At 70.5% G+C, this 11,799-nt stretch carries 10 protein-coding genes; 5 read left to right on the top strand and 5 right to left on the bottom strand.

Annotated elements, in window-relative coordinates:
* Nucleotides 1-64 precede the first annotated feature (64 nt).
* Nucleotides 65-1,252 carry a sialidase family protein gene (locus F0U63_RS23885; protein WP_395848218.1) on the top strand — a complete coding sequence of 396 codons (1,188 nt, stop codon included), beginning with the start codon at nt 65-67 and terminating at the stop codon, nt 1,250-1,252.
* Nucleotides 1,253-1,260: 8 nt separating this feature from the next.
* Here F0U63_RS23885 and F0U63_RS23890 read toward each other — a convergent pair whose 3' ends face one another.
* The 4 genes from F0U63_RS23890 to F0U63_RS23905 form a co-directional block, all read right to left on the bottom strand.
* Nucleotides 1,261-1,761 (bottom strand): hypothetical protein, encoded by a 501-nt coding sequence (locus tag F0U63_RS23890; RefSeq protein ID WP_395848219.1) that lies wholly within the window; start codon nt 1,759-1,761, stop codon nt 1,261-1,263.
* 10 nt (nt 1,762-1,771) lie between these two features.
* The gene (locus F0U63_RS23895) at nt 1,772-2,695 is read right to left on the bottom strand and encodes a DUF2381 family protein (protein ID WP_395848220.1); all 924 of its coding nucleotides are present in this window, start codon (nt 2,693-2,695) and stop codon (nt 1,772-1,774) included.
* Nucleotides 2,696-2,758: 63 nt separating this feature from the next.
* Nucleotides 2,759-4,138 carry an SET domain-containing histone-lysine N-methyltransferase gene (locus F0U63_RS23900; RefSeq protein WP_395848221.1) on the bottom strand — a complete coding sequence of 460 codons (1,380 nt, stop codon included), beginning with the start codon at nt 4,136-4,138 and terminating at the stop codon, nt 2,759-2,761.
* A 57-nt stretch (nt 4,139-4,195) separates the two neighbouring features.
* The gene (locus F0U63_RS23905) at nt 4,196-6,118 is read right to left on the bottom strand and encodes an ATP-dependent DNA helicase RecQ (protein WP_395848222.1); all 1,923 of its coding nucleotides are present in this window, start codon (nt 6,116-6,118) and stop codon (nt 4,196-4,198) included.
* A gap of 104 nt (nt 6,119-6,222) precedes the next feature.
* Here F0U63_RS23905 and F0U63_RS23910 point away from each other — a divergent pair, with 104 nt between their 5' ends.
* The 4 genes from F0U63_RS23910 (at nt 6,223) to miaA (ending at nt 10,068) form a co-directional block, all read left to right on the top strand.
* The gene (locus F0U63_RS23910; RefSeq protein WP_395848223.1) at nt 6,223-6,933 is read left to right on the top strand and encodes a hypothetical protein; all 711 of its coding nucleotides are present in this window, start codon (nt 6,223-6,225) and stop codon (nt 6,931-6,933) included.
* 62 nt (nt 6,934-6,995) lie between these two features.
* The gene (gene asd, locus F0U63_RS23915) at nt 6,996-7,838 is read left to right on the top strand and encodes an archaetidylserine decarboxylase (protein WP_395848224.1); all 843 of its coding nucleotides are present in this window, start codon (nt 6,996-6,998) and stop codon (nt 7,836-7,838) included.
* A gap of 23 nt (nt 7,839-7,861) precedes the next feature.
* Nucleotides 7,862-9,109 carry a histidine--tRNA ligase gene (hisS, locus tag F0U63_RS23920; protein WP_395848416.1) on the top strand — a complete coding sequence of 416 codons (1,248 nt, stop codon included), beginning with the start codon at nt 7,862-7,864 and terminating at the stop codon, nt 9,107-9,109.
* A gap of 50 nt (nt 9,110-9,159) precedes the next feature.
* On the top strand, nt 9,160-10,068 hold the full coding sequence (gene miaA, locus F0U63_RS23925) for a tRNA (adenosine(37)-N6)-dimethylallyltransferase MiaA (protein ID WP_395848225.1): 909 nt from the start codon (nt 9,160-9,162) through the stop codon (nt 10,066-10,068).
* Here the strand turns inward: miaA and F0U63_RS23930 are convergent.
* Nucleotides 10,056-11,780 carry a two-component system response regulator gene (locus tag F0U63_RS23930; protein ID WP_395848226.1) on the bottom strand — a complete coding sequence of 575 codons (1,725 nt, stop codon included), beginning with the start codon at nt 11,778-11,780 and terminating at the stop codon, nt 10,056-10,058. The two genes, miaA and F0U63_RS23930, sit on opposite strands and share 13 nt — an antisense overlap.
* Nucleotides 11,781-11,799 lie beyond the last annotated feature (19 nt).

The following is an 11,799-nucleotide window of genomic DNA, read 5'->3' on the forward strand; positions in this document are numbered from 1 at the left end:
ATGGGTGAATGAAATTCCGGGATTGACTTGATTCCGGGAGTTTCCCTGCCGCACGCTGGCGCCCATGCTTCCGACACTCGCGAAGATCCATCGTGCCTCCTGGCTTCCCGCGCGCCTGATGGCACTGACCCTGTTCGCCGTATCGCTCCCGGCGTGCGAGCCCGACGTGCCGCCGGAACGCGGCGAGACGGTGGTCCGGAGCGAGGAGGCGCTCCCGAGTGGAGGCTGGCAGGTGCTGATGGCCAGCGGCGGCGCACCCATTCGCAGCATCACCCGCCGCTCGGACGGGGTGTTGCTGGGTGGGGCGAGCACGGGTCATGGCATCACGGTCTGGGCGAGCCGCGACAATGGCGCGACCTGGTCCGTCCACGGCTCCGTCGTGAGCAATCCGGCCGTGGAGTTCGGCGACGTGACGATGCGCGCCATCCCGGGCACGCACACCGTCTTCTGTGCCTTCCGCGAGTTCGCCAATGGGCAGTTCCGCGTCACCGTCACCCGGAGCGACAACGATGGGGATGGCTGGGTCTACGACAGCACCGTCGTGGGTCCCGTCTCCCGCTTCGTGGGGGCGCCCTTCCTCTTCCAGCGCGCGAACGGCGATCTACAGGTGTACTACGACTCCGAGCCGCTCGCCGAGCAGGGGGGATATCCCGGCCACCAGTGGATCGCCATGCAGGGGCGCACTGGGACGACGGGGCCGTGGACCGCGTATGGCGTCGTCACCGTGTCGCGTGACAAGCGGGCCGGGGCGCTGAGCCGCGAGGGCATGGCGACCGTCGTGCAGCTCGGGGGTGACCGCCTCATGGCCGTCGTCGAGGGGGTGGAGCCGTTCGCCACGGGGGGCGCTCGCGCCAACATCATCAACGCCGTGCAGTCGTGGGATGGCGGCAGGACGTGGGACGACTCCCTGCGCCGCACCGTCTATCAGTCGCGGATCGATCCCGCCTCGGGGCGGCGCTACAACGCCTATGTGCCCTTCGCCATCCGGGTGGGCAACGGTCCGGTGGGCGTGGCCTTCTGCACCGACGAGGACAAAGCGGGAGCGCCGGACCTGTCGAGTTCGCCTCCCGATCAGCGCAACTGCCATGTCGGGTTCGTGAGCACGACCACCAGCTTCGAGACCTGGTCCGCCCCGAGCGCCGTCTGGACGGCGACCTCGCGCAACTACACGCCGGGCCTCTTCGAGCGGGCTCCCAACGACGTCATCGTGGTGATCGACACGCTCGGCGGCAACCGCGTCCTGCGGCGGTAGGTGATGGTTCAGCGAAATTCGTTCACGATGTAGACGCCCGCCTGGGGCGAGTCCACGATCGCCGTCCCTGGTAGGGAGTCGGGCCGCTTGCGGAGTTGACCCAGCCCGAGCCGCGCCACCGCGCAGATGGGCACCTGATCGCCTCCATTCATCGGCTGGGCGGAGTAGTACCGGATGATGGCCTGGGGCCCACTCGTCCAGACCCGGCCATAGAGCCGGGCCGGAGCCTCCAGGAGTCCGAGATCCTCTTGCAGGATGCTCTCGATGTTGCCCTCGTAGAGGGTGACGGGAGAGGTGCTGGTCTGGTTCGCATCGAGCACGACCCAAGCGGATTCGCCGACGAACATCCTCAAGTAGCTCATCGCCTTGGGTGCGTCCGCCGGGCACGCCTCCGGTCCCGGAGTGCCGTCGGCCCGGAGGGACACGCGTCCCGTGGCGGTTCCGGGGCAACCCGAGGACATCAACAAGAGTAGGGCACAGCCCGAGAGCACGAAGGTGTTGGAGGCCATGTCTTCGCTCCTAGCGCGCCACGAGATACGGATCTAGCTGGACGAGGACCTGCCGGAATCCCTCCTGCTGGTAGACCTCGAGGAACAGACTCGTCCACTGGCCGTCCTCCAAGAAGGCGCTTTTGTCCACAACCAGGGCCATGACTCCCGAGGCGCCGGGGGCGATTTCACGAAAGATGGCGCGAATGGCGACCACTCGCTCCTCACCTCTGTCCTTGGTCACGAGACGCGTCGAGGTCATGCTCCAGGGCTGCTCGGGAGCGAGGTTCTTGATGTTGAGAACGACCGCGGCCTTCCCTTTGCCTTGAAATACCCTCGCCCTCACGGTGGCCTTCTCATCCCTGCCGGAGAAGCGGTCCACGGCCTTGAACGGCGTCTGCGCGAGCGCTCCCGAGGCGAGCAGGGCGGCCAGGGCGTGATCCTCCGAGGTCTCCTCCTTGCGGTAACGCGCGTTCTCTTCGCTGAGCGTGCCGTTCTCCTCGAGCGCTCGCTGAAGGGCGGAGTGCATGGCCGCGTAGCTTTCGCGATCCTTGAACACATCGACCTGTTGGTCCGCCCCGGCCCACTCTTGGCGCCTCGGAGGTCTCAGGAGAAACGACACCTCGGTTCCATCCACCAGCGTCACGAGGAGGGGAAGCGCCTCGTCGGCGTTGAGGTCATGGAGGGGTTCGAGAATCACCTTGTTGCGCACCACCGCCAGGGGCTCGAGCCGTCCCTCCCAACCCAGCATCTTCGTTTTGTCTGGGTCGACCGGCTTCTCGAAGCGAAGCGTCGTGACGACCGCTCCCTTCACGGAGACGCGGTGGGTTTCCTCGTCCAGATGCTCCGACAGGAGCAGGGGGCGGACGGCGGGTTGATTGCGCTCGTTCGCCAGGGTGTTCGTGGCCACGAGGACAAGAAGCAGGGTAGACCGCAGGAGTAGGGGCGCGCGCATGTCCCGGATGACTTTACAAGGCGGGTCCGGTGGCCTTCAAGCACGCGTTTCCCTCGGGTCAGGTCACTTCTTCTGGCGCAGCAGCCCGAGCAGATCGTTGCGCACGTAGCCGTCGAACCATCCCCACGGCGAGTCGGTGCGCGCGGCGAGCTGCTCGATTTCCTCGCGGGGCTGGCGCAGCAGGGCACGGCCCGCGCGGGTCAGCTCCAGGTAGTCGCGCAGCAGCCGCTTCTCCTGGCGGCGCAGGAGCACGCCGCTGCGCTCGTTCGGCGTCAGGGGCCCCTCGCGCAGCAGCCGCTCGTCCTCCTCCAGCGTCGTGGGGAAGGCCTTCAGCCGCTCCTCGCAGGCCGCGGCCAGGGTGCCCAGCACCCGCTCCTCGCACGCCACGCTCACGGGGGCGATCGTCTTCGTGCCCGACAGCAGCCGGTTGGACAGGGCGAGGAACTCGTCGGGCGACGTGTGCGCCATGCGCAGGAAGGAGAACACCGACCAGGACGCGAGGTACTTGCCCTGGCGCGACACCTTGAAGGGATGTTTCGCCGTGGCCGAGCCGAGCCCGAACATCTGCTGCTTGACCGACGCCAGCGGATCCCCCGGGGGCAGCCCCACGGAGAGATACACCTCGTCGTTCTCCTCGTTGCCGTCGGGCACGAAGCCCGAGTGCAGCAGGAACACGTCGCTGCTCTTGGCGCCGTAGTGTGTATGGATTTCCGTTCCGGCCGGCACCGCGCGCTGCGCGATCATCCGGAATGTCTGTCCATCCTCCGAGGTCGACCAGAGCACGTCGGGCGGCTGGCGGTGGTTGAACATGTCCGACAGCGGCACGAGGCTCGGTCCCTGCAGGCCCCCCTTGAGCGAGAACAGGCGCGAGTACAGCGAAATCCGCGCCCAGACATACTCCTCGAAGCCGAAGCGCTCGTACTCGGGCAGCTTCTCGCGCAGCTGCGCGTACTCCTGCTCGAAGGACTGGCGCTGCACCTCCACCAGCCGCTCCAGCTGCGAGCCCTTGAGCTGCGCGCGCTCCTGCTCCGAGTAGAACAGGGGCACGTGGGGGTAGGCCTCGGGCAGGCTGTCCACGAAGGGCTTCCAGAAGGAGTCCGCGCCCCGGTGCTTCTCCTCGAGCAGCCACGAGGCCAGGTAGAGGAAGTCATTGTCCGGCTGGAGCTGGGACTGGATGCGGCGCCCGATGTCCGACGCCTTCGCGCGCTCCAGCGTGAACAGGTGCGTGGTGGGAATCTGGAGCACCACCTCGCCCTCGGCGATGTCCGAGCGCGCCAGCACCGAGCGCTCCCCATCCGCCTGCCGGACGATGTGCATCTTGGGAAACAGCGCTCCGCCTTGCTCCATCCACCGCAGCAGGCTCGACAGCTTCTGCTCCGAGGACTCGGCGGAGGTCCTCAATCCAGACGTCGCGGGGGGGCTCGGGGGGGTGGCGGAGTTCATGGGTGGCCCGGACGCTACCCCAGGCCAGGACGAGCGCGGAAGTCGCCCGCGCGGGCCCTACCGCGAGGCGTCCTCCACGAAGGCGAGCACCTGCTGGAAGGGCACGTCCGACAGCAGGCCGAACAGCTCGTGGGAAGCGAGCCGCGCCCGGGACACGCTCGGCGAGGCGATGCCACAGAGAAACCTCGCCAGCTGCCGCGGCGAAGCGAGGGCCTCGTGCCGCTCGGCGCGCAACCGCTTCAACCGCTCCACTTCCCGCGCCCCCGGAGCGGGGACGGCCAGGGCGGGCAGGGGGCCGGGGCGCTCGCCCGCGCACCAGTCGCAGTGGCCGCAGTCGGCCTCCAGGTCCTCGCCAAAGTAGGTGAGCAGGAAGCGGGTGCGGCACCCCTCGTGGCCCGCGAAGTCCAGCACCTGGCGCAGCCGCCGCACGTCCCGGCGCTCGCGCTCGTCGAAGCGCTCGATCATCGTCCGGGTGAGCGTGGCGGCCTCGACGCCGCCGCGCGTGCGCCGGTAGCCCTGGCGCACCCCCGTCACCTGGAGCTTCAGCGCCCCCTGCTCCTCGAGGTAGTTGAGCGCGGCGATGATGCGCGCGCGCGGCTCGCCGAGCTTCCGGGAGATGTCGTCGAGCTTGAGCAGGGACCAGGTCCGCTTGGGCTCGGCGAGGGCGAACACGCGGCGCAGGAAGTCGGCCCGGGAGGCGTCGAAGCCGGCGAAGACCTCGTCGAGCGGCCGCAGGGCCTGGAACTTGTACTCCGTATAGAACGGGCCCGTGGACTCCAGCAGGCCATCCAGCTCGAGGTAGGTCATCAACGTCTCGATGACCAGCGGACGCACGTCATGGGTCTGGGACAGCTCGTGGAGCGAGACGTCGAAGGTGTCCCCCTGGCCGAGCACGTGCTCGAGCACTCCGGCCACGGCCTCGGGCGTGGGCGTGTCGCCATAGGTGAAGTTCTCCAGGACGACCACGTCCTCCCGGGCCGCCAGAAGCTCGCAGTCCGAGGGCTGGCCGTCCCGTCCCGCGCGGCCGATCTCCTGGGCGTAGTTCTCCAGGCTCTTGGGCAGGTTGCAGTGGTAGACGGCCCGGATGTCGCTCTTGTCGATGCCCATGCCGAAGGCGATCGTGGCGACCACCACCGCGTCGGCCGAGCCCATGAACCAGTCCTGCACCTCGTGCCGCACCTCGGGCGCGAGGCCCGCGTGGTAGGCCCGGGCGGACAGGCCGTGGCCGGTGAGGAACCGGGCCGTCTCCTCCGCCGTGCGCTGGAGCGTGACGTAGACGATCGTCGCCCCCCGCGGGCGCGAGCGCAGGCGTGAGAGCAGCAGCTCCCGGCGCGCGTCGCCGCCGGGGGTGGGGGAGACGTGCAGCGTGAGGTTCTTCCGGTGGAAGCCCGTCTGGACGACATCCCCGGGGGCGATGCCGAACGCGCCCGCGATGTCCCGGGCGACCGAGGGCGTGGCGGTGGCGGTGAGCGCCAGCACCCGCTCCACCTTCAGCGTCCGGGCGAGCGGGGCGAGCTTCATGTAGTCGGGCCGGAAGTTGTGTCCCCACTCGCTGATGCAGTGGGCCTCGTCCACCGCGAGCATGGAAATGCGCACCCCGCGCAGCGTCTGCAGGAAGCGCTCGTTGGCCAGCCGCTCCGGCGCGATGTAGAGCAGCTTGAGCGTGCCCGCCTTCAAGTCGGCGTAGAGCTGGCGCAGCTCCTCCGGCCCGAGCGTCGAGTCGAGCCGGGCGGCGGGGATGCCCCGGCCCTTCAGGAAGTCGATCTGATCCTTCATCAACGCGATGAGCGGAGAGATGACGAGCGTGAGGCCCTCCAGCATCAGCGCGGGGAGCTGGTAGCACAGGCTCTTGCCGGCCCCGGTGGGGAAGATGGCGAGCACGGACCGGGCCTCCAGCAGGCGCGAGACGACGGGCTCCTGGCCTTCGCGGAAGCCGGAGAAGCCGAAGACGGACTGGAGCACGTGGGCGGGGGAGGGCATCTGGGGGCTCGGCAGGGGAGGGGGGACGCGCAGCATGCGGTGGGGGAGGGCCCCGCGCGAAAAAGGGGTGCGTCCGCCCGGAAATGGCGTAGAAAACCGGACCCATGCGCACCTACAGCCCTCGTGTTGGCCGGACGTTCGCTGCCCTCCTGACCGCCTTGCTGCTCGCCGTCCCCGCGGGCTGCCGCAAGCCCGCTCAGCCCTCGGAGGCCTATGTCGAGGCGCAGACGCGCTTTGGCAAGCTGTACGCGGCCAAGGGGGACGATGCGTTCCTGGACCCCGAGCTGACCGCCATCGAGGGGCTGCTCGCCCAGGTGCCCGCCAACAGCCTGGACGCCCCGGCGGCCAACGAGCTGCGCGCGCGCATCGAGGAGGGCAAGCAGCAGGCCCGCTCCCGGCAGCGCGCGCTGGACGAGGTCCGCAGCCGGGCCAACCAGCCGACAGAGATGCCCGCGGGAGGGTCCCCGTCGTTCCCTTCCTCCCGGCCCACCGAGACAGCCGAGGCCGAGGAGGCCGGGACGGATGCCGGCACGGCGGGCGGCGCTCCGGGGGTCGGCACGCCCGCGGCGGAGCTGGCGAGCGGCTTCTCCGGCTGCTTCAAGCAGGGGGAATCCCTCGATGTCCAGGGCCGGGGGCGGCGTGATCGCTGGGACTTGTCCGACAGCCCGGCGTGCCGCGCGCAGTTCTCCGCGCTCCAGGATCAGGCGTTGATCATCGAAGAGGGCAAGGTGCTGGCCCTGGTGCCCAAGAAGTCCATCCAGGCGATTCCCACCGATGGTGGCTCGCCGAGCCCCGCCGCGGATGCGGGCCGTTGAATGAAGCGCGGTTTCGCGCGGTTTCCTTCCTCCCACCTCTTTCTCTTCTCATCGCGCCTGTCATGAACGAACAGACCTTCATGAAGTTGATGCAAGTGCTCCCCAAGTCCGCGCTGTCCACGGCGGTGGGGATGGCCACGCGTCTGCCCGCGCCCGCGCCGTTGCACCGGGCCGCCATCAGGACCTTCGCCCGGCTCTACAACGTGGACGTGGCCGAGGCCGAGCACACGCTGGAGCACTACCCCACGTTCGCGGAGTTCTTCACCCGCGGGCTCAAGGGCGGCGCGCGCCCCATCGATCCGGGGGAGAAGGTGGTGGTGTCCCCGGTGGATGGCGCGGTGTCCCAGGTGGGCTACTCCGAGCACGGCCGGGTGTTGCAGGCCAAGGGCATCCACTACACGGTGGGCGAGCTGCTCGGCAACGAAGCCGCGGCCAGGCCCTTCCACGGCGGCGCCTGGACGACCATCTACCTGTCGCCGCGCGACTACCACCGCATCCACGCCCCGCTGGGCGGCAAGGTGACCGGCTACGCCTACATCCCGGGCGAGTTCTGGCCCGTCAACCCCGCCTCGGTGAAGAACAAGCAGTCGCTCTTCTGCGTGAACGAGCGGCTCGTGACCTATCTGGACACGGTGGCCGGGCAGTGCGCGGTGGTGAAGGTGGGCGCCACGTGCGTGTCGCGCATCAAGGCGGCCTACGAGGACGTCATCACGCACCAGGGCAAGCCCGGCAAGGTGCACCGCTATGACGCCGGGATTGCGGTGGACAAGGGCGGGGAGCTGGGGCGCTTCGAGATGGGCTCCACCGTCATCCTGCTGTTCGAGCCGGGCCGGGTGAAGTGGGACGACAGCCTGCAGCCCGAGGCGGTGGTGCGCATGGGCCGGCGCATTGGAGAGATTCCGTGAGCAAGATTTCCGGCGTCAAGGGCATGAACGACATCCTCCCCGGCCAGGTGGAGGTGTGGCAGCACGTGGAGCGCACGGCGCGCGAGGTGTTCTCGCGCTTCGGCTACGGCGAGGTGCGCACCCCCACGGTGGAGGACACCGCGCTCTTCGTGCGCAGCGTGGGCGAGGAGACCGACATCGTCGGCAAGGAGATGTACACCTTCGAGGACAAGGGCGGCCGCAGTCTGTCCCTGCGCCCCGAGGGCACCGCTCCCGCGGCGCGCGCGTACATCGAGCACTCGGTGGTGAACCAGGAGCCGCTCACGCGCTGGTTCTACATGGGGCCCATGTTCCGCTACGAGCGCATGAAGACGGGCCGCTACCGTCAGTTCCACCAGATCGGCGCCGAGGCGTATGGCTCGAAGGAGCCCGCCCAGGACGTGGAGATCATGGACGCGGTGGTGCAGCTGCTCCAGAAGCTCGGGCTCACCGACGTGTCGCTTAACATCAACTCGCTGGGGGACGAGGCGTGCCGGCCCGCCTACCAGGAGAAGCTGGTGGGGCACCTGCGCGCGCACGTGGACGAGCTGTGCGCGGACTGCAAGGTGCGCCTGGAGCGCAACCCGCTGCGCGTGCTCGACTGCAAGCAGGAGCGCTGCCAGCAGATCGCCCTCGCCGCGCCCAGCATCCTCGACTCCCTGTGCGAGCCGTGCCGCGCGCACTTCGGCGACGTGCAGCGCAAGCTCGGCGCGCTGGGCATCAAGTACGAGATCAACCACCGCATCATGCGCGGGCTGGACTACTACACGCGCACCACCTTCGAGTTCATCGCCGCGCACCCGGTGCTGGGCACGGCGAGCACGGTGGGCGGCGGGGGCCGCTACGACAAGCTGGTGAAGAGCCTCGGGGGGCCGGACGTGCCCGCGGTGGGCGTTGGCATCGGCCTGGACCGGCTGTGCATCCTCCTGCAGGAGAGTGGCCAGCGCTTCTCCCAGCCCACCCAGCTCTTCATCGCCGTGGCGGACGAGGGCTCGGCCGACGAGGCGCTCGTGCTGGCCAGCCGCCTGCGTCGCGAGGGACTCCGGGTGGAGCTGGACACGCGCGGTGGCAGCCTCAAGAGCCAGATGAAGCGCGCGGACAAGGTGGGCGCCACCTACACCCTGGTGCTGGGTGAGCGGGAGCGGCAGAGCGGGGAAGCCCAGCTCAAGCCCATGGCGGGAGGAGAGCCCCGGCCCGTGAAGCTCGCCGAGCTGGCCCAGGAGCTGGGCGGCTCGGGCAAGCCCGCCGCCTGAGCGAGTCTTCGGGGCTCCCACGCGTCTCGCCGCGCGGGGCCCGAGCGCCGATGAAGCCCTTGCTCACCGTCATCGCCGGCCCCACCGCCTCGGGGAAGACCGCGCTCGCCGTGGAGCTCGCCCTGCGGCACGGGGGCGAGATTGTCGGCGCGGACTCGCAGCAGGTGTACCGCGAGTTCGACATCGGCACCGCCAAGCCCTCGGTCGAGGAGCGCGCCGCGGTGCCCCATCACCTCGTGTCCGTGGTGGAGCCGCTCGAGCCCTTCTCCGCCGCCGAGTACCAGCGCCGGGCGGACGAGGCCATCGCGGACATCGCCGCGCGGGGCCGTCGGGTGTTCGTCGTGGGCGGCACGGGCATGTACCTGCGGATTCTCCTGCATGGGCTCGTGGAGGCGCCCGGCGCGGATCCCCAACTGCGCGCCGAGCTGGAGGCACTCGCCGCCGCCGAGGGCCGCGAGGCCGTGCACCGCCAGCTCGCCCAGGTGGATCCGGAGACGGCCGCGAAGCTGCCTCCCCAAGACCTGGTGCGCGTCATCCGGGCGCTGGAGATCCACCGCCAGACGGGCCGGCCCGCCTCCGAGTTCCGCCGGGAGCATGCCTTCGCCCCGAGCCGCTATCCCTTCCGGATGTACGTGCTCTCCCCGCCGCGCGAGGCGCTGTACGAGGCCATCGACCGGCGCACCACGGCGCTGTTCGAGCGGGGCCTGGTGGAGGAGGTGCGAGGGCTCATCGCCCGGGGATATGCCGAGGCGGCGCCCATGCGCAGCGTGGGCTACGCGCAGGCGAAGGCGGTGGTGGAGGGCCAGCTCTCGCTCGAGCGGGCGCGAGAGCTGGTGGCGCAGGAGACGCGCCGCTACGCCAAGCGGCAGCTCACGTGGTTCCGCAAGGAGCCCGGGGCGCTCTTCGTGGAGCCGCCCTATGACGCGGTGAGGGCCGCGTGGGAGTCTCAGGAGGCGTAGCGCCCCGTCTCCTCGGCCGCGTCGCGCGGCGCCTCGGCGGAAGCGGACGAGGTGTCGGGCACCAGGCCCATGAGCTGGCGCAACAGGCGCTCGGGATCCACGGGCTTGGGCAGGAAGGCCTCGGCGCCGGCGTCGAGCGCGCGTTGGCGCACGTGGGGCCGGTTCATCCCGCTCATCACCACCACGCGCGTGTCCCGGGTGAGCGGGTGTTGCTTGAGCCCCTCGCACAGCCGCAGTCCGTCCACCCAGTGCAGCACCACGTCCAGGAGGATGGCGGTGGGAGGCCGCCGGGCCACCGCGCAGAACAGGGCCAGCTCGTCGGCGAAGGCCACCACGTGGGCGCCCGTGGACTCGAGCAACTGCGTCATCGCCTCGCGCTGATCCGGATCGTCGTCCACGATGTAGTAGAGATCCCGCTCCAGGGTGGGAATCGTCGTGGGCAGGGGCTCCACGGCGGTGCGCACCCAGGAGGACATCGTCTCGCGGATGCCGGCCCAGCGCGCCACGGACAGCAGCACCTGGGGCGAGGGGGCGGGAAGGCCCAGCACGCCCGAGCCCACGGTGCCCGCCGCGGCGACGCGGTGACGAGCGGTGAGGAAGGCCTGGGGGGCGCGGCGTCCCGCGCGGCGCAACCAGGTCACGGCGCGCGCGCCCGCGGCCGCGTCATCCAGCAGATCCCCCAGGCCGTCGCGCACGTAGCGGCGCTCCAGGGCGGGGGCCTCCAGGCCCGCGTCCAGCAGGGCCACGGCGGCGCGGCTGCACGAGGCGAGGGTGTCCGACAGGCCCACCTGGAGCGGGTGGCCGAACGCCGCCGTGCCCACCACGAGCTGTCCGGGCGCCACGAGCGAGCGGCCCGGCCCGTAGGGCAGGCGCGTGGTCTCCAGGGAGAGCAACTCGAAGCCCTCCTCCACGAGCCCGTCACGCGCGGCCATCATCAACGCCTGGCACAGGTCCGCCGGCGTCACCGCGGGGCCATAGGCGAGCGCGTACACCGAGTGGGCGCCCGGCAGGAGCACGAGCCCATCCACGGAAGGCAGGGGAGACATCCACAGCCGGGCGAGCGGCGGGGGACCCATGCGGGGCGAGGGCAGCCGCAGGCGCGCCTGCACGGCGGCCACGGAGGGAGCGGGCTGGAAACCCGGGAAGAAGGAGTCGCCGAGCGACGCACCCGCGCCCGTGGCGAGCGCCACCGCGTGGAAGCGCTCGCCACTGCCCTGGGCGCGCACCACGAGGGGACCATTCTTGCGCACCGCCGCGGGGGCATCCGGCGCCGAGGGCAGGTGCTCCACGCGCTCGACGCGCCGGGGCACGAAGCGCGCGCCCTGGGAGGTGGCCGCGCCCGCGAGCGCCTCGCGCACCAGCGCCAGTCCACCCTGGCCCTGCGGCCACGCATCCACCACCCACAGGCCACCGGCCGACGCGGGCATCACCTCGCGCTGGCCATGGGAGAGCAGCTCCACACCGCGCAGCTCATGGGTGCGCCACTCCTGGGGCACGCGGGCGCCGAGCGCGGCCAGGCGCGAGCGGCACTCGGGCGTGAGGATGGCGGGGGGCGCCACGGAGTCCGGATCTCCGCTCTCGTACACGCGCACGTCGAGCGCGCACCCGCGGGCCCGTCCATTGAAGATCAGCGAGGCGGCGAGTCCCGCTCCGGCGATCCCCCCACCGACGATGGCCACTCGTGATCCACTCGCCAGCCTACTGCCGCTCATCCGCGCCCTTGCTCCACCG

Origin of the sequence: Cystobacter fuscus, assembly GCF_044360685.1 — a bacterium.
GTDB lineage: Bacteria > Myxococcota > Myxococcia > Myxococcales > Myxococcaceae > Cystobacter > Cystobacter fuscus_C.

Coding starts and splice junctions, on each gene's coding strand:
- F0U63_RS23905 (WP_395848222.1), bottom strand. CDS start 6,118: ATGCCCTCCCCCGCCCACGTGCTCCAGTCCGTCTTCGGCTTCTCCGGC.
- F0U63_RS23930 (WP_395848226.1), bottom strand. CDS start 11,780: ATGAGCGGCAGTAGGCTGGCGAGTGGATCACGAGTGGCCATCGTCGGT.
- miaA (WP_395848225.1), top strand. CDS start 9,160: ATGAAGCCCTTGCTCACCGTCATCGCCGGCCCCACCGCCTCGGGGAAG.
- F0U63_RS23900 (WP_395848221.1), bottom strand. CDS start 4,138: ATGAACTCCGCCACCCCCCCGAGCCCCCCCGCGACGTCTGGATTGAGG.
- F0U63_RS23910 (WP_395848223.1), top strand. CDS start 6,223: ATGCGCACCTACAGCCCTCGTGTTGGCCGGACGTTCGCTGCCCTCCTG.
- hisS (WP_395848416.1), top strand. CDS start 7,862: ATGAACGACATCCTCCCCGGCCAGGTGGAGGTGTGGCAGCACGTGGAG.
- asd (WP_395848224.1), top strand. CDS start 6,996: ATGAACGAACAGACCTTCATGAAGTTGATGCAAGTGCTCCCCAAGTCC.
- F0U63_RS23885 (WP_395848218.1), top strand. CDS start 65: ATGCTTCCGACACTCGCGAAGATCCATCGTGCCTCCTGGCTTCCCGCG.
- F0U63_RS23895 (WP_395848220.1), bottom strand. CDS start 2,695: ATGCGCGCGCCCCTACTCCTGCGGTCTACCCTGCTTCTTGTCCTCGTG.
- F0U63_RS23890 (WP_395848219.1), bottom strand. CDS start 1,761: ATGGCCTCCAACACCTTCGTGCTCTCGGGCTGTGCCCTACTCTTGTTG.